This is a genomic window from Komagataeibacter melomenusus, assembly GCF_013155395.1.
GTDB classification, from domain to species: Bacteria; Pseudomonadota; Alphaproteobacteria; order Acetobacterales; family Acetobacteraceae; genus Komagataeibacter; species Komagataeibacter melomenusus.
The window spans coordinates 19,680-43,902 of the sequence record NZ_JABJWC010000030.1; the positions used below are offsets into that span (position 1 = coordinate 19,680).

A 24,223-nucleotide genomic window follows, 5' to 3' on the forward strand; every position below is an offset into this window, starting at 1 on the left:
CGGGCTCATGGATGTCCACCGTGGAGGAGCTGGCCGAACCAGTCGCAGAAGGGCGGATAGGCGAACAGGGCGGCGGCGACGGTGCCGATCACGGTGATCAGGCCGACGATGGCCGCCCCGATCTGGCGCAGGGCCTTCATGCCGCCGATGAGCTGGCTCATGCACTCGCGCATCTCGGTTGACAGGTCACGTACCTCGCCGCGCAGGGCGCGCAGGTCGGTCTCGGTTGATTCGACCTTGGTCTCGATGAACTGCCCCGGGTTTACCGGAGAGTAAAACTCTCGGAGGATGAGCCCTATGGTAGAGAAGAAGAAGACATCGCGTTATTCGCCTGAGTTCCGTGAGCGCGCCGTGCGCCTTCTGGATGAGCATCGCTCGGATTACCCGAGCCTGTCGCGAGATTGGTGGCAAGCTGGGCTGTTCGGGCGACAGCCTGCACGACTGGTGGAAGCAGGCCCGACAGGACGCTGGGGCGCAACCGGGACCGACCACGGCCGAGACAGCACGGATCAAGGCGCTGGAGCGTGAGGTCCGTGAACTGCGTCAGGCCAATGAGATCCTCAAGAAGGCCTCGGCTTATTTTGCTCAGGTAGCGCTCGACCGCCCGTTTCGCAAATGATCGCGTTTATTGAAGCCTACCGTGCCGATTACGGGGTCGAGCCAATCTGTCGCGTTCTGCCGATTGCCCCGTCCACGTTTTACCAGCAGGCGTCCCTGGCAGGAGATCCGGCCAGGGCCAGCCCGCGTACCCTGCGCGATAGGGAACTGATGGAACATATCCGCCGGATCTGGCAGGATAATCGTGCTGTTTATGGTGCGCGCAAGGTCTGGCACAGCCTGCACCGTGAAGGGCGACAGGTTGCGCGCTGCACTGTTGAGCGCCTGATGCGGCAGATGGGTCTGAAGGGTGTGATCCGGGGCCGGAAGGTCATCACGACCCGTCCGGATACGGCGCGCCCCTGTCCCGATGACAGGGTCAACCGGCAGTTCCTGGCCGAGAGCCCCAACCAGTTCTGGGTCTCGGACTTTACCTATGTCCAGACCTGTAATGGCATGGTCTATGTGGCGTTCGTTATCGATGTATTTGCCCGCAGGATCGTGGGCTGGAAGGTCTCGAATTCCATGACCACCCAGTTCGTGCTCGACGCCCTTGAACAGGCCATCTGGCAACGAAAGCCCTCGGGAAACAAAGCGCTGATCCATCATTCGGACCGTGGATCACAATACCTGTCGATCCGGTATACCGAACGCCTGGCGCTGGCTGACATTGATGCTTCGGTCGGCACGGTTGGGGACAGCTACGACAATGCACTGGCAGAGACCATCAACGGTTTATACAAAGCCGAGGTCATCCATCATCTGGGGCCATGGAAATCCATGGCGCAGGTCGAATGGGAAACCCTCAGATGGGTGGACTGGTACAATAACCGACGTCTGCTGGCGCCAATCGGCTACAGGCCGCCCGCCGAAGCCGAACGCGTCTTCTATGCAGATCAGAGCAGGCTTGATATCGCTGCCTGATTACTGAACAAATCGCTCTCCGGTAAACCCGGGGCAGTTCAGATCCCCGCTCACCAGATCGACCGCATCCGCAACCATCTGCCCGACATGCAGGAAATCGCCGCCGCCATTTTCCTGTGCTGCCTTGTGTGGGGCGCGGTGATCCTGCTGGTGCTGGAGGCGCTGCCATGATGGAAACCCGCCAGCTCGATCTTGTCGACTACCTTGCAGGCATGTCCGCGCCGCCCGCAGCGGCACCCCAGGAAAACCCGCTGGACCTGCTGCCACGCCGCCCCAAAGCTTGGGAACGCCTGATCGCCCACGTCCCGGCCGAGGATGTCCGCATCAGCCTCTCCACGACCTGGACCCGCGTCGTGGTGGAGCAACTGCGCGAAAACGGGCGCGGTGACCTGCTGTTCGCCACCGGCAAGATCAGATCCGATGACGTGCCGCCCGACCTTATCTGGCCCGAGCCCTGCCGCCTGATCCTGATGACAGCCGCCAGCGCGGCCCGCATTCATGAACGCTGGTGCCTGGAGGAAGCCCCCGGCACTGGTCTCACCAACACTTTCCGCTTTGCCCGGCAGCAGCACGCCGACCGGGCAGCCGTGTCGCAGCAGTTGCGTGCGCTGGCACAGGAGCAGTCATGACCGAGACGAAAACACAGGGGGCAAAGTATTACGCAGTTCCGGCGCAGCTGACTTACGCGCAGCGTGAAGCATTTTATCACGCGTTGGACTGCGTGATGCCCTTAGAAGAAGCCTTCGCTATTGTCGGCACTCCCATCCAGCCGTACTCAAATGTGGAGACTGTTGGCTACGTGCCGGATAAGGCCAACCTGTTCGCCGACAAGCGTCTAGGCGTGACGAACATCTATCGTTCTGCTGGTGATCCGTGGTCGGTTCCTTTGGTCCGCCGCACCGACATGGAGGCGCAGATCGCTGCGCTCAACAACAGGATAGAGCAGCTCAAAAGCTGTCTGGCCAATATCCGCGCAACCTGCCTGCAGGCAGGCGAGGGACCGACACCAGCCAACAGTATGGTCGCTGCCGGTATGAGGGCCATGCACCTGGCCGATGCGGCCCTGAACGGGGAGGGGCGGGCATGAGCGACCTCGCCAGTCACCCGATCCTGCAGGGCCTCGAGTTCGGGCGCGAGATCTACAGCATCGAGATCCACGGCAACGGCCGGGGCGACTATGTGGGCATCGTGCGCGAGGATGATGGCCCGTGCCGCATCGTGTTCCGTGGCCCGCTGGTAACCGAGAACGGCCGCAAGCTCATTCGGGCGCGCGGCACACTGGCCTGGCCGAAGGATACGGGAACATGAAAGATGCATCACGCCTGCCGCACTGGCCGCGTGCGATGAGCGAAGAAATGGCAGCGGCTTATGCGGGCGGCATCAGTGTTGCCACACTCAGGCGAGAGGTCTCGGAAGGCCGAGCCCCTCGGCCACATCATATCTCCGGTCGCCGTGTCGTGTGGTTCATTGAAGAACTGGATGCATGGATGGATCGGATCAAAGGACAGGCCGCCTTAACTCAGCCCGAACAGAAGCAAAAAACGAATTCATGGGCTGCAGCAGCTGCTGCAGCAGGAAAGACCAGTGGCCAACGTCGTTCTCCCTTACGTTAATACCTACCAGTCGCGTCGCAAGAAATATGCCTATTACCGCCGCGCGGGCGTGCGGCTGCGGATTGCCGGAGAGGTGGGTACCCCCACGTTTTTCCAGTCCTATCAGGAAATCCATGATCGGTTTGAACGCAATGAGCAGCCACGTCCTGGCATCGTGCCGGGTAGTCTGTGCGAGCTAATCACTCGCTACCGCGCAACACCCGAATGGGCACAGCTCAAGCCCAGCACCCGCAAGGACTATGAAAAGTTTCTGCAGCCGCTGGAAGATGACTTCGGCACGGCTCTCGTGGCTGAACTGGATAGGGCTGCTGTGCGTCTGGTCAGAGACAGATACGCGACCCGACCGGGTCGGAAGGAAGGGGATGATCCGATCCCCAGCCCCCGCCGCGCCAACAAAACCGTATCGATGCTGTCAATTCTGATGAGCTATGCGATCGAGATCGGTATGCGTACGGATAATCCCGCCCTGCGGCCAAAGCGCCTCAAGACAGGACCGGGTTACCGTGCCTGGACGCGTGTGGAAATCCAGACCTTCCTGCGCGAAATGCCTGCATTCCGATTGCCGCTGCTGCTGGCGCTCGGCACCGGGCAGCGCGGCATCGACCTGATCGCTATGACCTGGAGCAGCTTTGACGGAGATGTCATTGAGGTCGTACAGGAAAAAACGGGCGCCAAGGTATGGATCCCGTGCCATCCTGAATTGAAGGCGGCTCTTGAGAGGGAACTGACCCTGCGCACGGCGCAGACCATCCTGACAGGCGCTACGGGCAAACCTTGGCAACTCGGACCCTTTCAGACCGCTGTAAGCAAGGCCATTCGGGGCGCAGGCCTGCAAGGCATCGTCTGGCACGGCCTGCGCGCTACAGCAGCCTCATGGCTGGCGGAGATGGGATGCACGGAGAGGGAGATCATGTCGATTACGGGCCACACGACGGCCGCATCGGTGAGCGTCTATGTCCGCCATGCCGAGCAGAAAACCCGTGCCGTTAACGCCATTGCCAAGTTCTCTGCCCGCGCGCTTGATGCTAGGGAGAAGGCGAGGGGAGTGACTAGCGTTTTTGGAAAAGGGGAAATCTAGCACTACAGTTGCAGTCTGAAATTCGAGTCTTTTGGAACGTATAAGAGTCATGAACAATTAGAGAAAAAACAAATTGCAACTGTAGTACTAGTGACTGGCATCGGCTCCGTTAAAAGGCCATCTCATTCTGCCAAGTCATAGGAAATCAATCCTAATGCAGATGGTAGCAGGGGACGGGTTTGACGCTACGACTTAGGAATTGCTAATACTTCAGAGTCTGTATATGTATTTACAATACGAGCGAGTTCTTCTGCTCTTTCGTAAGCAACAGGCCATTCTTTTTCATTGCAAAGAGATGCGCCAACAACTTCGTTTGGATAAAAAAACCTCATTCCTATACAGTTTGTATTTTGTACTATTTTTTCTTGTGTTGCCTGGGGGGGGATTCTTTGTAGGCCAATGATAATTGTACGCTGAGTTTTTTCATCTTTTTGTGTTGGCCATGTCTTTTCATCAAGAAGTAAAAATCCATAACATTTTAGTAATGTTAATATAAAAGTGGCGCATGTTAGACCTGTGCCACTGTCACTAATAATATTTATGCTTCCATCTTCATTAAAGGAAATTCCATTAGGATCTAGTCCATAAGGAACATCTGGATGTTTGTCTTGTATGCACCCACATAGCCCAGCAAGGTATTTTTTGTGGGAAGGTAACATCTCTATATTATTCCAGTAATAACCCTCGGGCACTGGATCGCATCGCAGGTCATAATTCCAAGCTAGATGAAGAAAGCTAATGTTTCCGTCGTCGTCTGCGAACAGACAACCGCAATGGTGATGACCATGCGGTTGTCGCTGTATAGCAAAGCTAAATATTAAGAAACTGTCTTTGAGGATTTGTTCGCTTTCTATTTTATGCATCATCGCTAGAAAATCCCAGATAAAACCTTTATATCGATATGGCCAATACGTGATTCGGTTTTGACTTTCTCAATAAAGTGATTCCAATACGGCAATTTACTAGATACAGGGAATAAAGTTCTCGATACCGCAACTATCGCATCTTCTCCCATCTGAGAAATGTCAAGGGAGGCTATATCTGAACCAATCTCTGCAAATGCATTCTTAGAGAGCCTTGAACTAATATCCTTAATAATAGTCTTGATTTCTAGGATGCTCAATTCATGCTTGCCACTTTCAGAAATGCGCCTCCACCTAGATCTCTGATCTATGTGAGGGGAAGATTTAGCTAAAACAACAAGGCCTGAAATGCTCTCGACATTTGTCATCCTACTAATTACAAACACTTGTTGTTTGTGAAAATCATCAAATATTTGTACACAAGTTCCGTCAGTATAAACATATTCATCCAGATTGATAGTAACTTTACTTCCAATCAGATAATCTAAACCGGCGTCAGTGTTCCAGGCAGGAGCGGTTAGCTCATTCGAAAATGGGGTAATGGGTGGAAGACTGTTTGTTATCGATTGAGACAAGTGCGAATGGCTCACTTATTCGCTCCCTTTAGTTTAATTATTGATTTAAATTAATGGAAGATTGCTTTTCATCTGTCAAAAGAGAAGACAAAATTTCTTTATCTCGCTCGTGTAGATGATGGAATTTATTGAGTAGAGCTTCTTCTAAAGAGGTTCCATCTTCATGGAGAACATGCCCGTCTTTCCCTTGTTCCGATATTACTTGCAATATAATAATATTTCTTTTTTCGCTGCTGTCATTTACAGAGTCTATATTTATATTTAGAAGTGTCCTTCTATTTTGGTCTGTACTCTCAAACCAACCAATATGTTGATGGAGCATTTCTTTTTTATCTAAGAGATTAGACGATATGTAAGGAGAATCAGATCTAATTACATTTGATAAACTTGGTACGTCATCACCATGAAGCATGAACCGGTCAATGCATCGTAACTCTACAACAGATACTGACGAAAGATCACCACCACATAGAGTGTTAGCTAAAGGAATAAGAACATCCTGAATTTTTCGTACAACATCGTCCCATCTATTATACTTATGTGTTCTGTAGGTAATAGCGCTCCGCTCAAGAGTAATTTCTTCAACGACAGTTCCATTGGGCGCCACTCGCTGATATAGCATGCCAGGCGTTCCCATTTGCATCGGAGCGTAACCTGGAGAAATAACTTGTCGTCCCATGAACAGTGCCATTGGATCTAATTGCATTTTCCCGGGGAGATTGTTTGAAACTGCTAATACGTCAGCTTGTTCACAGGCTCGTTTGTAAACGTCATCAGGTGCAATTTTTGAGATACGTACTCCGACCACAGCTTGCTCTATCGCGTGATTGGATTTGCATGGACGAAAATCGCTCATAATTCCCTCACAGCCTTCCATTTATAGCTTACTAAAATTCTTAACGTATTTTCGCAGGAATGGTTGAAAATCCTGCCCTGTCGCCCGCACAACATCACATTATTTCTTCTTTGCAAACCCTCGAGGTATGCAGTCTACATATGTGCAAAATGGTATGACATTTAGAAAACCATATATCGAAAAACAAAATAGGAACGAATACTACATATTGTGTTTTGGGCGGTGAGTTATGGTGATATACGCGGCATGATCGGAATAATATTCATCATCTTAAGGTCAATCTCCGCTATTCTGTCGTGATAGAGCAGAGCTGTAACGATGGCTGCGCCAGGGCGTGGACGAAAGAGGCACTGTTCGCACGTAGCATGGCTACTACAGATCAGCCCAGCAGACTGTCTCCCGGCGTGGGGTGGGCGGCGGTGGCTTCGCATCCGTCATGATCCGTAGTCACGGGCAGACAGTCCCTTAACAGGCCTGCGGCTGTCCAGCACCCTTTCATATGGGGCATATGGCTTGTACTGATGATCACGGGCTGCACGACGCAGCGGCAGCATCAGGGAGCGTCTATGTGCGCCATGCCGAGCAGAAAACCTGTGCCGTCAGCGCCATTGCCAAGTTCTCTGCCTGCGCGCTTGATATCAGGGAGAAGGCGAGGGGAGTGACTAGCGTTTTTAGAAAGGGGGAAATCAAGTGACTAGCATCGGCTCCTATAACGAGCCATCTCGCTCTGCATAAGTCCTTGAAAATCAATCCTAACGCAGATGGTAGCGGTGGACGGATTTGAACCGCCGACCAAGGGATTATGATTCCCCTGCTCTACCGCTGAGCTACACCGCCATCGCGTTAGGATGAGTGCGGAATACCCGTGCTCATGGGGCAAGTCAACCCGTGTTTTCGCATTCGGGTACAAAACACATAAAAAAGCCCCGGATTTGGTACATCCACCCGGTAGGGGGTACTAAGGCAGACCCACCCCTTCAAACGGAAACGACCAGAAAAGGCTGTGCATCCTTCGTGAAAACCGAATTCCTTACACTTCTGACCCGTATCAGGCACCTGTTCGGATGGCTGCCGGGGCTGCTGTCCTCCATCCTCATGCTGTGCGTGGCGGGACTGGTGGCGGAAATGTTCAGCCGGTTCATCACGAAACTCATCGTGCGCATACCGGGGCAGAAGCGTGGGGCCTTCGTGCGTTCGTTCACCATGGCCATGCAGCGCCCGGTGCGCATCATGCTGGTCATCATGTTCGTGGGCACGGCGCTGCCGGTGTCGGGCCTGCCCTATGACATCATGCAGGCCACCACCCACGCGCTGGTGGTGCTGTTCGTGCTCATGCTGGGCTATGCCGCCGTGGTGGCCACCCGTATCCTGTCCGATGCCTACCTCAAGCGCATCAACGGCCAGGATGACAAGGATGACATCCTGCTGCGCACCCACATGACACAGGTGCGCGTGCTGCGCCGCACGAGCGACCTGCTGATCGGCCTGCTCACCATAGGGGCCGCACTCATGACATTCGAGCCGGTGCGGCAGTACGGGCTGAGCCTGTTCGCCTCCGCCGGTGCCGCATCCCTTGTCGTGGGTCTGGCTGCCCGCCCGCTGCTGACCAACCTGTTCGCGGGCATGCAGATCGCCATGACCCAGCCCATCCGCATGGAAGACCTCATCATCATCAATGGCGACTGGGCCTGGGTGGAGGAGATTACCTCAACCTATGTTGTGCTGCGGGTGTGGGACTGGCGGCGGCATATCGTGCCGATCTCGTATTTTCTTGAAAACACGTTCCAGAACTGGACCCATAATTCGGCGGCCCTGATCGGGGTTGTGTTCCTGCATCTTGATTTCAACGCGCCGATGGACCGCATCCGCGAGCGCCTGCGTGAGATCGTGCATTCAGCACCCTTGTGGGATGGCAAGGAGTTTGCCGTGCAGGTGGCTGACTGCAATGCACATGTCATGACCGTGCGCGTGATTGCCAGCGCGCGTTCGGCCATGCAGAGCTGGGACCTGCGCTGCGAGATCCGCGAACAGATCATCGCCTATCTTCGTGATGAATGCCCAGAGGCGCTGCCGCGTGAGCGCCTGTCGCATGTGGCGTCCGTCTCGGGGCTGGATGTGATGACCGACCCGGCAGCGCTGTCGCCCCCTGTCAGGCGGCCGCCGCCGGGGGCCTATCTTGGCCCGCGCAATGGCGCGGGTGGCGGTGGCATGGGGCTCGGCGATGGCGGCCAGGGCCATGGCTGAGCGCGCCATGCAACTGGCTCAGAACGACAGGTAGAGAAACGCGGTTGCGCCTGCGCCAATGCAGTACCAGCCAAACGGGCGCAGCGCCCAGTCCTCATGGTCGCGGAAGTAGCGCATGAGGATGCCGGTGCACACCAGCGCCACGACACCGGCCACGATGGCGGCGATGATGGCCATGTGCATCTGCTCGGGCTGGGGCGGGGCATGGCGCAGTTTCAGCGCCTCGAGCACGGTGGCGGCCAGAATGACCGGTTGCGCCATGAGGAAGGAGAAGCGCGCCGCATTCTCATGCGACAGGCCGCGCAGCAGCCCGCCCACGATGCACGCGCCCGAGCGCGACAGGCCGGGGAAGAAGGCCAGGCACTGGAACAGCCCGATCACCAGCGCCTCGCCAAAGCCAAGGGCTGCGAGCGGGCGGTCGTTGTGGTGGCGCAGGGTGGCGCGCATGCGGTCGACAGCCAGCAGCATGACGCCGTTGAGGGTGAGGAAAACCGCAGCGTAACGCGCCGTGCCGAAAAGGTTGCGGATGGCATGCTCGAACAGGCCGCCAATCAGCACGGCGGGAATGGTGGCCACGACCAGCAGGGCAAGGATGCGGATGCTGTCCATCTGGCAGGTCTCGCCATGCCGGCCCGCAGCGCCGGTGAACAGCGCAACCCAGTCGCGCCAGAAAAAGACCAGAAGGGCTGCACAGGTGCCCAGGTGCAGCATGACCAGCAGGGGCAGGAACATCTCCCCATGCAGGTCGAGTGGCCAGTGCAGCATGGCTGGCACGATGGCCGCATGCCCGAGGCTGCTGATGGGGAACTGTTCGGTCGCCCCCTGAATGATGGCAATAATGATAGCCTGAAGGAGTGTCATTGTCCCCCCGTCCATGACGCAGTAGAATGAAAAGATAAGGCAAGATGTCGCGCCGCATTCCCCTCGCACCGCATTGCGGCAGCTTTCGGGATGGTGTGGCGCACGGGCGGGCAGGGAGCCAGCATGGCACGGCAGAGAAGTGGGGCGATCATATGCAGCGGGCTGGTCCTTCTGGTGGCGGGCGGCTTCTGTATTTACGCCCGTGCCGCGCAAAGCGGTGGATCACATGACCGCTATCCCGTCATGGCGCGTTTCGTGTCGGCCAACGGGCTGAAGGTCGGCGCGGATGTTGACATGGATGGCGTGCCCGTGGGCCGCGTCACCTCCATTGCGCTCGACCCCGCCACCTACATGGCCAATGTGGGTTTTACACTCGACCGCACCGTGTTGCTACCGGAAGATACAGTCATTTCAATCGGTAGCCCCACGCTCACGGCCGATACCGCCCTGATGGTCGAGGCCGGGCAGGCCCCGGGCCGCATCGCGCCGGGCACGGTCATCACCAATACGCGCGAACCCCTCAGCCTTGAGCAGCAGGTGAGCAACTACATCTTCGGCAATGGTGGCCTGCCCGGTAATTAAATGGTCCTGTTGCGGCGGCATGGCATGAAAAAACCATTCAGGATGTCATTGATTAGCAGTCGTTCCTGAACAAAACGATGATATGGCAGGGACTGTCAGCATCACACTCGGCAGGGCAGAAGCGCTGATCCTGTTTGAAATCCTGTCACGGGAACCGGACCGCCCTGAATGTGGAAAATTTCAGGTTCCTGGCAATCGGGATGCAGACTATTGGGCCTTTGACGAACTGCTTGGTACCCTCGAGCGTGTGCTGCCTGAACCTTTCGGCCCCGGTTATGACCAGTATCTGTCAGATGCCGCCCATAACCTGATCCGGCGGCGTGGTCGCCTGCCGGGGCCGGATCATACCTGACCTTGCGGCCATCATCCGTAACGGTCACGCGTCATTCACCGTGGTTCTGGCCTGATTGCCCTTACGGGGCACGGTATTGTCTTGTATGGCAGGCATGATCTGCAACTGCATTTCTGTCTTGAGGTCGTGATGACTGTGCCCCGGATTGATCCTTTTCATGCAATGACCATCAGCGCGCTGGCGCATCAACTCGCGGGCGAGGGGCGCAGCATCATCCATATGGAGTTCGGCCAGCCTTCCACCGGCGCGCCCCGTGCCGCGATCGAGCGCGCGCAGCACGTACTCGCCACCGACCCCATGGGTTATTGGGAAAGCCAGCCCCTGAAGGCCCGCATCGCCCGCCATTATCACGATACCTATGGCGTCACCCTGGCACCCGATCAGGTCATCCTGACCTGTGGCGCATCGCCCGCGCTGGTGCTGGCCGTGACCGTCAGCTTCGTGCCGGGTGCGCGCGTGGCCATGGCGCGGCCGGGTTACGTGGCCTATCGCAACGTGCTGCGCGCCCTGCACATGGACCCCATCGAGATCGCCTGTGGGGAGGCCGAGCGTTTCCAGATCAGCGCGCAGGCCATCGCAGCCCTCGACCCGGCGCCTGACGGGCTGATTCTGGCCAGCCCCGCCAACCCCACCGGCACCATCCTTTCAGCGGATGAGATGCAGGCCATTGCCGCAGTGTGCCGCGCGCGCGGCATCCGCATCATTTCCGATGAGATCTATCACGGCCTGAGCTACGGCGAGCCCGCCCACAGCGTACTGGAATATGACCCGCAGGCGCTGGTGGTGAACAGTTTCTCCAAATATTTCAGCATGGCCCCGTGGCGGCTGGGCTGGCTTGTCGTGCCGCCTGAAAAGGTGGAGGCCGCCCGCGCGCGCATGGGCAACCTGTTCCTGACCCCTCCGGCGCTGAGCCAGCATGCCGCGCTCGTGGCGTTTGACTGCGGGGCGGAGCTTGAAGGCCACCTGGCCACCTACCGGCGTAATCGCGACCTGCTGCTCAAGGCCCTGCCTGAAATGGGGCTGACCCATATCGCCCCGCCCGATGGCGCGTTTTACATCTATGCCGATATTCGTCACCTGACCGATGACAGCATCGCCTTCTGCACGCAACTGCTGCGTGACACGGGGGTGACCACCGCGCCGGGCGTCGATTTTGACCCCGTGGACGGGCAGCATTTCATCCGCTTCAGCTTTGCCGTATCGACCGACCTGATCGAGGAAGCCATCCGCCGCATGGTCCCGTGGTTTCGCGCGCAGGCCGAAAAGGCACAAAACGCCCTTCATACCGCCTGATTATGACCCGGCCTGCCGCGTGAGCGCGTGCGCTCCGCGCCATGCACGGACACGGCGCCCGATGGATGCGGCTGGTGGAAAAAATCCGGTCGCTACCGCCCGGTGCATCTGCCTGCAATGATGGAGCGCCGCGCGTTGGGAACCGCGATGCATGACCACCGCGCGGGTTCAGTCGTTAAGCGGGTAGGTGGCCATGAGTTTGCGCTGGCGCAGCCAGGCGCGCAGCATGGCCATCGCGCCGCTGCTCTTCCAGCCCTCGCGGCGCTTTTTCGCACCGATGCGAAAGGTCTCGCCATAGTGCAGGAACTGCGTGGCGTAGGCATCGCGCAGGGTGGTGCGCGCATCCCAGATATGGGTGGCCTCGGAGCCCACGCCATTGATCTCGATGATCTGGAAATCCTTGCCCTCGCGCAGATGGGCGAGGCTCGGGGCCTTGGCGTCGATGCGGCCAAAATGAAAATCGGGAATATCGCGCATGATCGCATTCACCCGCGCGGTGAGGGCGGGCGTGATGTCGGTGGCGCAGTCATGGAAGATCGAGCCCTTGCAGTGATTGCCTGCAAAGACCAGCGGCAGGGATTGCCCGGCGGGCGGCACCTCCTGCAGGCGCGGCCTGAGGCGGGGAATATAGATGTGCGGCACGAGGCGGGTGCGCGGGTCGGCGTGGAGCAGGTCTTCCACCGTGGAGTGGCCATCACCCGTCAGGCAGGGTACTTCCTTGTAGGTGAGCGAGGTGATGCGCCCCTCCACCTCATCAGGGTGGCGGATGTAGAATATGCCCACCTCATGCCCGTAGGGGATCAGGTGCTGGAGCATGACCGCAACCCCGCGGCCAAAGGCGGCCAGGCCCTCGCGCAGGCTGTCGGCATCGCGCATGATGCGCACGCCCGTGCCGTTGCAGCCCACATCGGGCTTGAGCACGACGGGAAAGGACAGCCCCGCCTGCTCCATGGCGGCCAGGGCGCGGGTGGTATCATTCTCGCCCGTGGTCAGCACCGCGTAGGGGGCGATCCACTGGCGGGCCTCATCGCCTGCCATGTCCAGGATCGAGCTTTTGCTCTCGCCACACAGCCCGCCGGTCTCGATGCGGGGGTTGGCGGCGGTGGGCAGGCTGAAATCGCGGTAGCGCAGCCCGAGCAGGATCCAGTACAGCACGATGGGGGTATAGAAGATCCAGCCGGGCCAGAACTCGAAGGCGGAAACCGTGGGGGCGGCAGGCCGCGCATCGGGCCGGCCGTTCACGGTGGTGGTGGTGTCGGTCATCTGGTCTCGTTACCCTGCAAACGTGCGATCATGCGGCTTATCAGAAGGATGGTCAGGACAAAACCGCCCATGCCCGCCCATTTCCATGTTCCCAGATGGTCGATCAGGAACTGCCCCACCTGGAGCGAGACAAGGAACAGCATGGTTGTCCAGATCAGCGTGGCCGCGATGGCCGCGATGCAGAACAGCCCGAACCGGGCCTGGAAGAAACCACATGCGGTATAAAGCGGCAAGCGGGCGCCGGGTATGAAGCGGCTGATGAACACGATGCGGAACACGTTGCGGTCGAACCACTTGCCCTCGCGCGCGCCGCCGGGCAGCGTGATCCACCGCCGCGCGGGCGGCCACAGGGCAGCCAGCCTGCCCATGCCATACAGCCCCATGTCACCCACCACGATGCCGATATACAGCGCCACCAGCGCCACCCACAGCGCCACATGGCCGGTGCGCACCTGCATGGCGGTCAGGATGGTGGCCGCATCCTCCAGTATGAAGGTGCCGACGATGATCGCCAGCGCCTGCATGAAGGGGGAGGCGCCCGCCGTGGCAAGGAAAGCGGTCAGCGACGCGGGCATGCGGCGCGCTTTTGCACATCCGGGCGGGGCAGGCAGGGTAAACCGTGGCTGGACAAGAACGTGCCTTCTGGTCGGCCCGGCATGCGGGCGGGGCATGCGGGCAGGTAAAAAAGATCGGCCATCCGCCCAACGCGGGGCGGCGTCCGGCGTTCTTGTTGCATGCTTCGCCTATGGTCACAAACGCGAAATTATGTCGCATAATGTATCGCGCCACCCGCCAGGGGGCCGCAGGCGCAAGTCAGAGATTGAAACGGGCGTGGGGGCGTGGCACAGCATCTGACATGCTCGTACGTCGTCGCCTCCTTCATGCCGCCGCCGCCTCCCTTGCCGGGGCGGGTGCCGCATGGCTGCTGCCCGCGCAGGCAGCACGCCACACGCCCCCGGCCGCACCGGCGGGGGGCGGGGATTATGCCGCCTTTCTTGCCGGCATCCGGCGCGAGGCGATTCGGCAGGGGCTGGACGCGCCAGCCGTAACCCAGGCGCTCGACCTTCACGCCCCCAATGCGCAGGTTATCCAGCGCGACCGCAACCAGCCCGAATTCCACCTGACCTGGGCGCAGTACCGCAGCCGCGTGCTCGGCGCGCGCAAGATCAGTGACGGACGCACCGCCTTCGCAGCCCAGCGCAACGTGCTCGAGCAGCAGGTGCTGACCCGCTATAACGTCTCGCCCGGCGCGGTGATGGGCATATGGGGGCTGGAATCGGCCTATGGCACGCTGACCGGCCGATTCACGGTCGTCGATGCGCTGTGCACGCTGGCCTTTGAGGGCAGGCGGGCGAAATTCTTCCATGATGAGCTTTTCCACGCGCTTGCCATCCTCAACGCGGGCGACATCACGCCCGACCTCATGACCGGCAGCTACGCCGGCGCGATGGGCCAGCCGCAGTTCATGCCCAGCGCCTACGTGAAATACGCCGTGGATATCGACGGCGATGGCCGGCGTGACATCTGGCACTCCATGCCCGACATCTTTGGCTCCATCGCCAACTACCTGGCAGGCTCGGGCTGGGTGGGCGGCGAAAGCTGGGGGCAGGAAATCACCGTGCCGGACAGCGTGGCGCAATCCGAACTCGGGCGCGGCCACATCCGCACCCATGCCCAATGGATGAGCCTGGGCATCCGCCAGATGGGCGGCGCTCCCTTTGCCGACCCCACCACGACCGGCGCGGTGCTGCGCCCCGATGGGCCAGGGGGCGAGGCTTTCATGGTCTATCGCAATTTCGCCGCGATCCGTCGCTATAATCCTTCCGATTTCTATGCGCTGGCCGTGGGCCTGCTCGGCAACGAAATCACCTGACGGCTCCCGTCACGCCAGTCCTGCGCGCGGCTGGCACCTACCGGACCAAGGACGCAATGCACACCCGACGTTTCCTTCTGGCTGGGGCCACCAGCCTTCTTTTCTCCACCACGGCGCTTGCCGCCCCCGCGGCCCGGCGCCGCCACCTGGCCGGTCCTGCCGCAGTCGATGCGGCAGCGCCTGTCGTTGCGTCCTCGCCCGCCAACAGCCTGATCGGCCCGATCGACACCATCGCGCGCTGGGCGTGCATCGTCGATTACACCACCGGCGCGGTGATACTGGAGAAGGCAGCCGACGAGCGCATGCCGCCCTCATCACTGACCAAGATGATGACCGCCTATATCGTGTTCAGCATGCTGCGCGCGGGCAGGCTGACGCTGGAGCAGATGCTGCCGGTCAGCGAGAAGGCATGGCGCATGCAGGGCTCGAAGATGTTCGTGCCGCTCAACGGTACCGTGGCCGTGGCCGACCTGATCCAGGGCATGGTGATCCAGTCCGGCAATGATGCCTGCATCGTGCTGGCCGAAGGCATTGCAGGCTCCGAAGACCAGTTCGTCAGCCTCATGAACACGCAGGCGGCACAACTGGGCATGACCAACACCCACTTCCTCAACGCGACCGGCTGGCCGATGGACGGGCATTACATGTCCGCGCGCGATGTGGCGACCATCGCCATGCACCTGATCCATGATTACCCCGAATACTACCATTTCTTCTCGGAAAAGAGCTTCCGCTACAACAAGATCGCGCAGGAGAACCGCAACGCGCTGGTGGTCAGGGGCGTGGCTGACGGGCTCAAGACCGGCCATACCGATGCCGGTGGCTTCGGCCTGTGCGCCAGCGCCGAGCGCGGCGGCAACCGCGTGGTCATGGCCATCAACGGCCTGCCCAGCAGCAACGCGCGCGCCAATGAGGGCGAGCGGCTGTTCGAGTGGTCGTTCGTCAATTTCGAGAACGCGACCCTGCTCCATAATGGCGCCGTGGTGGATCATGCCCCGGTGTGGCTGGGCCACGCCCCCACCGTGCCGCTGGTGGCCACGCGTGATGTCACGCTCACCCTGCCGCATGGCTGGCAGAACCGGGTGCATGTGAGCATGGACTACCGCAGCCCCGTGCCCGCCCCCATAACCGCGGGCCAGCAGCTTGGCGAGATGGTGATCGCCAATACGGGCCTGGCCGAGATCCGCATCCCGCTGGTGGCGGGGGCCGATGTGCCGCGCCTTGGGCTGATGGGCCGCGCCACGGCGGTGCTGGGCCGCAAGCTGGGGCACGGCTAGGCCATGACCGGCCTGTTCATTACCCTTGAGGGCGGCGAGGGGGCGGGCAAGTCCACCCAGGCGCGGCTGCTGGCCGACTCCCTGCGCGCGCAGGGGCATGATGTCGACCTCACGCGCGAGCCGGGTGGCACGCCGGGGGCCGAGGCGCTGCGTGAACTGCTGCTGTTTGGCGGGCACGGCCTTTCGGCCCGCGCCGAGGTCATGGCCCATTTCGCCGCCCGTGCCGACCATGTCGATCAGCGCATCGCGCCCATGCTGGCCCGTGGCGGCGTGGTGATCTGTGACCGCTTTACCGATTCAACCGAAGCCTATCAGGGTTACGGCCTGAGCCACGGCGACCCCGCCATGCTGGGCCTGATCGCCACCCTGCGTGAGTTGATCCCGGTCACGCCCGACCTGACCTTCATGCTCGAGGTGCCCCCTGCCGTGGCGCAGGCCCGCCTGGCCGGGCGGGGTGATGCCCGCACCGACCGCTACGAGGCGGAAGGGGCCGCCTTCCATGCCCGCGTGGCCGCGGGTTTTGACGCCATTGCCCGGCGCGACGCCGCGCGCTGCCGCCGCATTGATGCCAGTGGCACCCCGCAGGCGGTGCAGCAGGCCCTGCGCGATGCCGTAGCCCCGCTACTGCCCCATGCATGACCCACGCGCCTGCCGCCGCCTGCTGGGCCATGACGCGGCATGGCGGGAATTCCAGGCGGTCATGCACACGGGGCGACTGCACCATGCCTGGCTGCTGACCGGGCCGGAGGGCATTGGCAAGGCCAGCATGGCTTTTCTCATGGCCCGCGCCCTGCTGCGCGCCGAGGACCATGACAGCCCGGTGGGCCGTCGCGTCACGGCTGGCACCCATGCCGACCTGCTGGTCATTGCGCGCGGCATGGATGAAAAGCGCAATCGCCTGCGCCGCGAGATCGTGGGCGATGACATCCGCCCCATCGGTGCCTTCCTGCGGCGCACGGCGGCCGAGGGCGGCTGGCGGGTGGTGATCGTCGATGGCGCGGAATACATGAACCGCACGGCGGCCAACGCCATCCTCAAGATTCTGGAGGAACCGCCCGAGCGCGCGATCCTGATCCTGACCACCGCCGTGCCCGGCCGCCTGCTGCCCACCATCCGCAGCCGCTGCCGGGTGCTGGGCCTGTCGGCCCTTGATGAAGCGACGATGCGCGCGGCACTCGCCGCCATGCCCGATGCCCCCCCGCCCGATGAGATCGAGGCCATCATTCCACTTGCGCATGGTGCGCCGGGCAAGGCGCGCGAACTGCTTGGCGGTGACGGCCCGGCCCTGTCGCGGCTGGTGGCGGATGTGATGGCGGGCACGGCAGGCGAGGAGGCGGGTTACGACATCGCAGCGCAGGTCACAAAACGGGAAAATGACTTTTACGTCTTTTTCGATCTGCTGTGTGATGCCATATCTCAGAAGGCACGCGCCTTGGCCGCCAGCACGGACAGGGTGCAAAAAGAGGATCTGCGCCCGGCCCGCCTGGCCCTGCTGTGGCAGGACATGATGCGGCTGCGCGCGGAGACGGAACAGTTCAATCTGGATAAACAGCAGGCGGTCCTTACGGCCCTTGCGCGGGTGAGTGAAACATGACACGGCGCTACTACGTCACAACACCAATCTATTACGTGAACGGGGCGCCTCATATCGGCCACGCCTACACCTCGGTCGCAGCCGACGTGATTGCCCGCTTCAAGCGGCTGGCGGGGTTCGACGTCTTTTTCCTGACCGGTACCGACGAGCACGGCCAGAAGGTGGAGCAGGCCGCCGCAGCGAAGGGCATGCAGCCGCAGGCCTTCGCCGATGCGGTGGCAGCCGACTTCCGCGACATGTACGACACGATGGACATCTCCTACGATGACTTCATCCGCACCACCGAGCCGCGCCATGTGCAGGCGGCGCAGGCGCTGTGGAAGAAGCTTGAGGAAAACGGCCACATCTACCTCGATGCCTATGAGGGCTGGTACGCAACCCGCGATGAATGCTTCTATGGCGAGGAAGAACTCATCGACGGCCCCGACGGCAAGAAGGTCGCCCCCACCGGTGCCGCCGTCGAGTGGGTGAAGGAGCCGTCCTACTTCTTCAACCTGTCCAAATTCGGTGACAGGCTGCTCGAACTCTATGAAACCCGCCCCGGCTTCATCGAGCCTGCCAGCCGCCGCAACGAGGTCAGGAGCTTCGTGAAGCAGGGCCTGCGCGACCTGTCGGTCAGCCGCACCAGCTTCAACTGGGGCATTCCCGTTCCGGGGGACCCGAAGCATGTGATGTATGTGTGGGTCGATGCGCTGGCCAACTACCTCTCGGCCGTAGGCTATCCGGACGAGACAGCCCCGCGTTGGGGCTTCTGGCCGCCCAACCTGCACCTTGTGGGCAAGGACATCCTGCGCTTCCACGCCATTTACTGGCCCGCGCTGCTCATGGCGGCCGACCTGCCATTGCCCGAGCGCGTGTTCTCGCATGGCTGGTGGACCATCGAGGGCCAGAAGATGAGCAAGTCGCTGGGCAACGTGGTGGACCCGCGCGACCTGGTGAAGACCTTCGGCCTCGACCCCATCCGCTTTTTCCTGATGCGCGAGATGCCCTTTGGCGGCGATAGCGACCTGAGCCGTCGCGCCATCATCACGCGCATGAATGTCGAACTGGCCAATGACCTTGGCAACCTCGCCCAGCGCACGCTCTCGCAGGTTGCGCGCAACTGTGAAGGCAGGCTGCCCGCGCAGGGCAGGCACACCGATGAGGACCGCGAACTGCTGGCCACCGCCAGCCTGCTGCCCGACATCATGCACCAGCAGATCGACCGTCAGGCCCTGACCGATGCGCTGGAGGAAGTGTGGAAGCTGATCCGCGCCTGCAATGCCTATATCGACCATCAGGCGCCATGGAAGCTCAAGAAAACCGACCCCGAGCGCATGGCCGACGTGCTGCGCGTGCTGGCCGATGCGCTGCGCATCATCGCCACCGTGCTCCAGCCCTACATGCCCGGCAGCATGGACAGGATGCTGACCCAGCTTGGCGTGGAAAAAGGCGAGCGGGATTTTGCAGCCCTCGACACCCCGCTGCCCGCAGGTCGCGTGCTGCCCAAGCCCGAAGGCGTGTTCCCGCGCCATGAGGAGCCACAGGCATCATGACCCGCACGGGACTGACCGACTCCCACTGCCATCTCGACCACTTCTCCGCTGAGGAAATGCCTGAAGTCCTGGCCCGCACGCGCGAGGCCGGGGTGGACGGGCTGGTGACCATCGGCACAAGGCTGTCACGCGCGGCGCAGCAGAAGGCGCTGGCCACGCTCGATGCGCCGGAGCTGCGGGTGTGGTGCACCATCGGCACCCATCCCGACCATGTGGACGAGGAGGCGCTGCCGACCGGCGCCGAACTCGCGGCCATGGCCGATGATGCCCGCGTGGTGGGCATTGGCGAGAGCGGGCTGGATTACTTCCATGGCAAGGAAGAAGTCCGCCCCCGCCAGCAGGAGAGCTTCCGGGTGCATATCGACGCCGCCCGCCGCACCGGCCTGCCACTGGTCATCCACACGCGTGAGGCCGATGACGATACGCTGGCCATATTGCGTGACGAGACCGAGAAGCACGGCGCGTTCCCGTTCCTGATCCACTGCTTCTCATCCGGGCCTGCGCTTGCGCGCGGCGCGCTGGAACTGGGGGGGTATATCAGCTTCTCGGGCATCGCCACCTTCAACCGTGCGCAGGCGGTGCGTGACGTGGCAAGGGACGTGCCCGCCGAGCGGCTGCTGGTCGAGACCGATTCGCCCTATCTTGCCCCGGTGCCGAAGCGCGGCAAGCGCAACGAGCCGGGTTACGTGGCCTATACCGCGCGCATGCTGGCCGAGCTGCGCGGCATGGAGGATGCGGCATTTGCCGAGATGACCACGCGCAATTTCAGTCGACTGTTTACACAGGCGGTATAACGGCATGGACATGATCATACTGGGCTGCGGCGGTTCATCGGGGGTGCCCATGCTGGGCGGGCCGGATGGTGCAGGGGACTGGGGCGAATGCGACCCGACCGAGCCACGCAACCGCCGCACGCGGGCCTCCGTGCTGATCGATGACGGGCCGGGCCGCAGGCTGCTTGTTGATACGGGGCCGGACCTGCGTGACCAGTTTCTTGCGCAGCGCATCGGCATGATCGATGCGGTGGTCTACACCCATGCCCATGCCGATCATATTCTGGGGCTTGATGAACTGCGCGCCATCAACCGCATCATCAACGGCCCCATTCCCATTTACGGCACAAAGACGGTGCTCGAGGAGATCCGCACCCGCTTCGACTACGCCTTCCGCCCCTGGACACCGCCTGCCATCTTCCGCCCCATATTCGACGTGAATGTCGTCAGCCTGCCCTCCACGCAGGTCATGGCCGGGATGGAGGTGCAGCTTTTTGCCCAGACCCATGGCCGCACCGAAACGCTGGGCCTGCGCGCGGGGCCGCTGGCCTACTGCACGGACGTGGCCGAGATGGACGAGCACGCCCTTGCCGTGCTGCGCGGGGTCGACACATGGGTGGTGGACTGCTTCCAGCGCGAAACCCATCCCTCGCATGGCTGGCTGGAGCGCGTGCTGGCGTGGCGCGATGTCATACAGCCGCGCCGCACCGTGCTGACCCATATGGGGCCGGACATGGACTGGGCCTGGATGCTGGCCAACCTGCCCGCCGGGGTCGAGGCGGCGTATGACGGCCTGCGCCTGACAGCATAAACGCAGCCTGCCTGTGTTTTTTTGCCCCATGCGGCCAGAAAGCGCACGAAGCCCGCGCGTAATGCTTGCCAGCGCCCGCCAAGCCCCCTAAGAGGGGGCGCCAACGGTCGGTGACCCGAGGCGCGGGGTAGCCGCCATCTGCTGACGAGGGCCCTGCATCATGTCTTCCATTTCCAAAACCACATCGACACCCCGGCTTGAGGACCGCATCCGCGAGGCCCTCGCCTTTGATGACGTGCTGGTCGTTCCCGATGAATCGAGCGTGCTGCCTTCGCAGACCTCGACCAAAACCCGGCTGACCCGCAAGATCACCCTCAACATTCCGCTGATTTCCTCGGCCATGGACACCGTGACCGAAGACAACATGGCCATCGCCATGGCCCAGAATGGCGGGCTGGGCGTGATCCACAAGAACCTGACCATCGAGCAGCAGGCCGAGCAGGTCCGCCGCGTCAAGCGCTTCGAATCGGGCATGGTGGTCAACCCGGTCACCGTCTATCCCGACCAGACCCTGGCGGAAGTGAACGCCACCATGTCGCGCCACGGCATCAGCGGGCTGCCGGTGGTCGAGCGCGAGACCAACCGCCTGGTCGGCATCCTGACCAACCGCGACGTGCGCTTTGCCACCGATCCCGCCCAGCGCGTGTATGAACTCATGACGCGCGAGAACCTCGTGACCGTGCGCAACGGCGTGGACCGTGACCAGGCCCGCCAGCTCCTGCACCGCCACCGCATTGAAAAGCTGCTTGTGGTGGATGACGAGGACCGCTGCATCGGCCTCATCACCGTCAAGGACATGGACCGCGCGGTGCAGTACCCGCAGGCCAACAAGGACAGCCTCGGCCGCCTGCTGTGTGCTGCCGCCACCGGCGTGGGTGATGATGGCGTGGCCCGCGCGCGTGAACTGATCGCGGCGGGCGTGGACGTGGTGGTGATCGACACCGCCCATGGCCACTCGGCTGGCGTGCTGAAAAGCATCGAGCGCATCCGCGCCATCGAGAACGAGATCCAGATCATTGCCGGCAACGTGGCCACGCCCGAGGCCGCGCAGGCGCTGATCGGCGCGGGCGCTGACTGCGTGAAGGTGGGCATCGGCCCTGGCTCCATCTGCACCACGCGCGTGGTGGCGGGCGTGGGTGTGCCGCAGTTCTCCGCCGTGATGGAAACCGCGGCCGCGTGCCATGAACTTGACGTGCCTGCCATTGCCGATGGCGGCGTGCGCACCTCGGGCGATATCGTCAAGGCGATCGGCGCGGGGGCCGACGTGGTCATGATCGGCTCGCTGCTTGCCGGCACGGAAGAGGCGCCGGGCGAGGTGTTCCTGTATCAGGGCCGGACCTACAAGTCCTATCGTGGCATGGGCAGCCTTGGCGCGATGTCGCGTGGGTCGGCGGACCGCTACTTCCAGCAGGACATCAAGGACACGCACAAGATGGTGCCCGAGGGCATCGAGGGCCGCGTGGCCTACAAGGGCGCGATGGGGGCGGTGGTGCACCAGCTCGTGGGCGGCCTGCGCGCAGGCATGGGCTATACCGGCTCGGCCACCATTGCCGATTTGCAAAAGCGTGCGCGCTTCCGCCGCATTACCGGCGCGGGCCTGCGCGAGAGCCACGTGCATGACGTATCCATCACGCGTGAAGCCCCGAACTACCGGCAGGACTGATCCTGTCGGCCCCTCCACAATAACGGTTCCCTGATTCATGACACCCAGCGCACGGCTTTCCGCCGCCATTGACCTGCTTGCCGCAATGGAGGCCACGCCGCAGCGCCCCGCCGATGCGCTGGCCAATGCCTTCTTTCGGGAGCGGCGTTATATTGGCGGCGGCGACCGCCGGGCCATCTCGGCGCGCGTGTGGCGCGTGCTGCGGCACTGGCGCAGGTTGCACTGGTGGATCGAGCGCGTGGGGGGCAAGGTCACGCCGCGCACGCTGGTGCTGGCCATGATGGCGCTCGACCCGGAGGCGCGTGAGAACCCGCAGCACCTCTTTACGGGCGAGCGGTACGCGCCGCTGGGGCTGATCGGCTCGGAGAGCAGCCTGTATGCCCAGCTTGAAGGCCACGGGCTGCTGCACCCCGACATGCCGCCTGCCGTGCGGCTGGAGGTACCCGACTGGCTGCTGCCCCGCCTTGAGCGCACCTTTGGGGAAGGGCTGGAAGCCGAACTCGCCGCCATGGATGGCGAGGCGACGCTTGACCTGCGGGTCAACCTGCTCAAATCCGACCGCCCCACGGCACGGGCGGCGCTTGAGGCGGAGGGCATCCACGCGGTTGATACCGCGCTCTCGCCGTGGGGGCTGCGGGTTGCGGGCCGCCAGCCCATTACGTCGTGCGCGGCCTTTCGCAGCGGGCTGATCGAAATTCAGGATGAAGGCAGCCAGCTTGTGGTGGCTGCCGTGGGCGCGCGGCCGGGCATGCGCGTGCTCGATTACTGCGCAGGCGCCGCGGGCAAGACGCTGGGCATGGCCATGACCATGGAGAACCGCGGGCATATCGTGGCGTGCGATGTGTCCGAACCCCGGCTGGAAGGGGCGGTGCGCCGCCTGCGCCGCGCGGGCGTGCATAATGCCGAGCGCCACCTGCTGGTGGCGGGCGACCGCTGGGCGCGCCGCCGCAGTGGCAGCTTTGACCGCGTGCTGGTCGATGCGCCGTGCACCGGCACCGGCACATGGCGGCGCAACCCCGATGCCCGCCTGCGCCTGCGCGAACAGGACCTTATGGAACTGACCGAAAAGCAGGCCGCCATCATGGACCGCGCCGCAGCCCTGGTGCGACCGGGCGGGCGGATGGTCTATGCCACCTGCTCCGTGCTGCGCGAGGAAAATGGCGACCAGATCGCAGCCTTCCTGGCCCGTAACCCGGGCTTTTCACTGGTCGTGCCCGATGGTGCGGCGGATGACCTGCCTGCGGGGCTGAGCACGGATGGGCAGGTCAGCCTGACGCCGCGCCAGCACCATACGGATGGCTTTTTTGCCGCCATCATGCAGCGTGACGCGGGCTGAAATCCGTTTCGCGAAAAATCTTTTGGCAATGCTTTTTTAAGAAACTGTTTGAAAACAAATCATTGATAAAAAATGACAAAAGTTTTTGGGTGCTGCCTTTTTTCAAAAAGGTGGCATTCTTCGAAGCTTTCTGGGGCCTGTTGGGAATTATCGTGAATTGATGATTGCAGCGGAGAGATAAATCATCGCTGCGAATGATCTGTCTGTCTTGTCGCTCCGCGTGGCGATACGCTTGAACTCCTTGAGCTTGCAGAAGAAGT

Annotated in this window: 25 protein-coding genes, 1 tRNA gene, 2 pseudogenes and 1 other annotated feature; of the genes and pseudogenes, 19 read left to right on the forward strand and 9 right to left on the reverse strand. The window is 61.7% G+C overall.

The features are described from left to right. Positions 1-5: 5 nt before the first annotated feature. Entirely contained in the window at positions 6-161 is a 156-nt protein-coding gene (locus HNW77_RS17755; protein WP_241694435.1) for a hypothetical protein, read from the reverse strand. 136 nt (positions 162-297) lie between these two features. Here HNW77_RS17755 and HNW77_RS11735 point away from each other — a divergent pair. From HNW77_RS11735 to HNW77_RS18070, 6 genes and pseudogenes are all read left to right on the forward strand, one after another. Next, positions 298-1,521, forward strand: a pseudogene (locus tag HNW77_RS11735) (IS3 family transposase). Next, positions 574-690 (forward strand) — a sequence feature (AL1L pseudoknot). It overlaps the preceding pseudogene by 117 nt. A gap of 167 nt (positions 1,522-1,688) precedes the next feature. Beyond that, the gene (locus tag HNW77_RS11740; RefSeq protein WP_187353245.1) at positions 1,689-2,150 is read left to right on the forward strand and encodes a hypothetical protein; all 462 of its coding nucleotides are present in this window, start codon (positions 1,689-1,691) and stop codon (positions 2,148-2,150) included. Continuing rightward, on the forward strand, positions 2,147-2,608 hold the full coding sequence (locus HNW77_RS11745) for a hypothetical protein (RefSeq protein ID WP_172157835.1): 462 nt from the start codon (positions 2,147-2,149) through the stop codon (positions 2,606-2,608). The genes HNW77_RS11740 and HNW77_RS11745 overlap by 4 nt, the downstream gene beginning before the upstream one ends. Then, entirely contained in the window at positions 2,605-2,829 is a 225-nt protein-coding gene (locus tag HNW77_RS11750; protein WP_172157837.1) for a hypothetical protein, read from the forward strand. The genes HNW77_RS11745 and HNW77_RS11750 overlap by 4 nt, the downstream gene beginning before the upstream one ends. Continuing rightward, positions 2,826-3,134 carry a helix-turn-helix transcriptional regulator gene (locus tag HNW77_RS11755; protein ID WP_172157839.1) on the forward strand — a complete coding sequence of 103 codons (309 nt, stop codon included), beginning with the start codon at positions 2,826-2,828 and terminating at the stop codon, positions 3,132-3,134. Before HNW77_RS11750 ends, HNW77_RS11755 begins: the two co-directional genes overlap by 4 nt. Further along, positions 3,106-4,212: a tyrosine-type recombinase/integrase gene (locus HNW77_RS18070; RefSeq protein ID WP_172157841.1), complete on the forward strand. Its 1,107-nt coding sequence runs from the start codon at positions 3,106-3,108 to the stop codon at positions 4,210-4,212. Before HNW77_RS11755 ends, HNW77_RS18070 begins: the two co-directional genes overlap by 29 nt. 185 nt (positions 4,213-4,397) lie before the next feature. Here HNW77_RS18070 and HNW77_RS11765 read toward each other — a convergent pair whose 3' ends face one another. From HNW77_RS11765 to HNW77_RS11780, 4 genes are all read right to left on the reverse strand, one after another. Beyond that, positions 4,398-4,871, reverse strand: a complete 474-nt coding sequence (locus HNW77_RS11765) for a hypothetical protein (protein WP_172157843.1) — start codon at positions 4,869-4,871, stop codon at positions 4,398-4,400. Positions 4,872-5,080: 209 nt separating this feature from the next. Further along, positions 5,081-5,665, reverse strand: a complete 585-nt coding sequence (locus HNW77_RS11770) for a hypothetical protein (RefSeq protein ID WP_172157845.1) — start codon at positions 5,663-5,665, stop codon at positions 5,081-5,083. Positions 5,666-5,687: 22 nt separating this feature from the next. Beyond that, entirely contained in the window at positions 5,688-6,506 is an 819-nt protein-coding gene (locus tag HNW77_RS11775) for a TIGR04255 family protein (RefSeq protein WP_172157847.1), read from the reverse strand. Positions 6,507-7,268: 762 nt separating this feature from the next. Next, positions 7,269-7,343: transfer RNA gene (locus HNW77_RS11780), tRNA-Met, on the reverse strand. A gap of 177 nt (positions 7,344-7,520) precedes the next feature. On the opposite strand from HNW77_RS11780, the gene HNW77_RS11785 reads away from it, so the two are divergent. Continuing rightward, complete coding sequence (locus HNW77_RS11785) at positions 7,521-8,750, forward strand: mechanosensitive ion channel domain-containing protein (RefSeq protein WP_172157849.1); 1,230 nt, start codon at positions 7,521-7,523, stop codon at positions 8,748-8,750. An 18-nt stretch (positions 8,751-8,768) separates the two neighbouring features. Here the strand turns inward: HNW77_RS11785 and HNW77_RS11790 are convergent, their stop codons facing one another. Then, on the reverse strand, positions 8,769-9,611 hold the full coding sequence (locus HNW77_RS11790) for an undecaprenyl-diphosphate phosphatase (RefSeq protein WP_172157851.1): 843 nt from the start codon (positions 9,609-9,611) through the stop codon (positions 8,769-8,771). Positions 9,612-9,734: 123 nt separating this feature from the next. Between HNW77_RS11790 and HNW77_RS11795 the strand changes: the two genes are divergently transcribed. From HNW77_RS11795 to HNW77_RS11805, 3 genes are all read left to right on the forward strand, one after another. Further along, complete coding sequence (locus HNW77_RS11795; protein WP_172157853.1) at positions 9,735-10,193, forward strand: MlaD family protein; 459 nt, start codon at positions 9,735-9,737, stop codon at positions 10,191-10,193. 82 nt (positions 10,194-10,275) lie between these two features. Next, positions 10,276-10,545, forward strand: coding sequence for a hypothetical protein (locus HNW77_RS11800; RefSeq protein WP_172157855.1), 270 nt, complete (start codon positions 10,276-10,278; stop codon positions 10,543-10,545). A gap of 129 nt (positions 10,546-10,674) precedes the next feature. Next, positions 10,675-11,838, forward strand: a complete 1,164-nt coding sequence (locus HNW77_RS11805) for a pyridoxal phosphate-dependent aminotransferase (RefSeq protein WP_172157857.1) — start codon at positions 10,675-10,677, stop codon at positions 11,836-11,838. A gap of 168 nt (positions 11,839-12,006) precedes the next feature. Here HNW77_RS11805 and HNW77_RS11810 read toward each other — a convergent pair whose 3' ends face one another. Together HNW77_RS11810 and HNW77_RS11815 are read right to left on the reverse strand one after the other, a co-directional pair. Beyond that, positions 12,007-13,101 carry a D-alanine--D-alanine ligase gene (locus tag HNW77_RS11810; protein ID WP_172157859.1) on the reverse strand — a complete coding sequence of 365 codons (1,095 nt, stop codon included), beginning with the start codon at positions 13,099-13,101 and terminating at the stop codon, positions 12,007-12,009. Then, a complete protein-coding gene (locus tag HNW77_RS11815) occupies positions 13,098-13,676 on the reverse strand; it encodes a DedA family protein (RefSeq protein WP_172157860.1) in 579 nt (192 codons plus the stop codon). Before HNW77_RS11815 ends, HNW77_RS11810 begins: the two co-directional genes overlap by 4 nt. 281 nt (positions 13,677-13,957) lie before the next feature. Between HNW77_RS11815 and HNW77_RS11820 the strand changes: the two genes are divergently transcribed. The 9 genes from HNW77_RS11820 to HNW77_RS11860 all read left to right on the forward strand — a co-directional run bounded on the left by HNW77_RS11820 (position 13,958) and on the right by HNW77_RS11860 (position 23,963). Beyond that, positions 13,958-14,974 (forward strand): lytic murein transglycosylase, encoded by a 1,017-nt coding sequence (locus HNW77_RS11820; protein ID WP_172157861.1) that lies wholly within the window; start codon positions 13,958-13,960, stop codon positions 14,972-14,974. Between the two features lie 56 nt (positions 14,975-15,030). Beyond that, positions 15,031-16,251, forward strand: a complete 1,221-nt coding sequence (locus tag HNW77_RS11825) for a D-alanyl-D-alanine carboxypeptidase family protein (protein WP_241694436.1) — start codon at positions 15,031-15,033, stop codon at positions 16,249-16,251. 3 nt (positions 16,252-16,254) lie between these two features. Next, positions 16,255-16,890 (forward strand): dTMP kinase, encoded by a 636-nt coding sequence (tmk, locus tag HNW77_RS11830; protein WP_172157862.1) that lies wholly within the window; start codon positions 16,255-16,257, stop codon positions 16,888-16,890. Continuing rightward, positions 16,883-17,845: a DNA polymerase III subunit delta' gene (locus HNW77_RS11835; RefSeq protein ID WP_172157863.1), complete on the forward strand. Its 963-nt coding sequence runs from the start codon at positions 16,883-16,885 to the stop codon at positions 17,843-17,845. Before tmk ends, HNW77_RS11835 begins: the two co-directional genes overlap by 8 nt. Continuing rightward, the gene (gene metG / locus HNW77_RS11840) at positions 17,842-19,380 is read left to right on the forward strand and encodes a methionine--tRNA ligase (RefSeq protein ID WP_172157864.1); all 1,539 of its coding nucleotides are present in this window, start codon (positions 17,842-17,844) and stop codon (positions 19,378-19,380) included. Before HNW77_RS11835 ends, metG begins: the two co-directional genes overlap by 4 nt. After that, complete coding sequence (locus HNW77_RS11845; RefSeq protein WP_172157865.1) at positions 19,377-20,174, forward strand: TatD family hydrolase; 798 nt, start codon at positions 19,377-19,379, stop codon at positions 20,172-20,174. The genes metG and HNW77_RS11845 overlap by 4 nt, the downstream gene beginning before the upstream one ends. A 4-nt stretch (positions 20,175-20,178) precedes the next feature. Beyond that, complete coding sequence (locus tag HNW77_RS11850; RefSeq protein WP_172157866.1) at positions 20,179-20,964, forward strand: MBL fold metallo-hydrolase; 786 nt, start codon at positions 20,179-20,181, stop codon at positions 20,962-20,964. A 160-nt stretch (positions 20,965-21,124) separates the two neighbouring features. Beyond that, positions 21,125-22,627 carry an IMP dehydrogenase gene (gene guaB, locus HNW77_RS11855; protein ID WP_172157867.1) on the forward strand — a complete coding sequence of 501 codons (1,503 nt, stop codon included), beginning with the start codon at positions 21,125-21,127 and terminating at the stop codon, positions 22,625-22,627. A gap of 37 nt (positions 22,628-22,664) precedes the next feature. Further along, complete coding sequence (locus HNW77_RS11860; RefSeq protein ID WP_172157868.1) at positions 22,665-23,963, forward strand: RsmB/NOP family class I SAM-dependent RNA methyltransferase; 1,299 nt, start codon at positions 22,665-22,667, stop codon at positions 23,961-23,963. 147 nt (positions 23,964-24,110) lie between these two features. On the opposite strand, the pseudogene HNW77_RS17765 reads toward HNW77_RS11860, so the two are convergent. After that, a pseudogene (locus HNW77_RS17765) lies at positions 24,111-24,223 on the reverse strand (IS5/IS1182 family transposase); the annotation flags it as partial.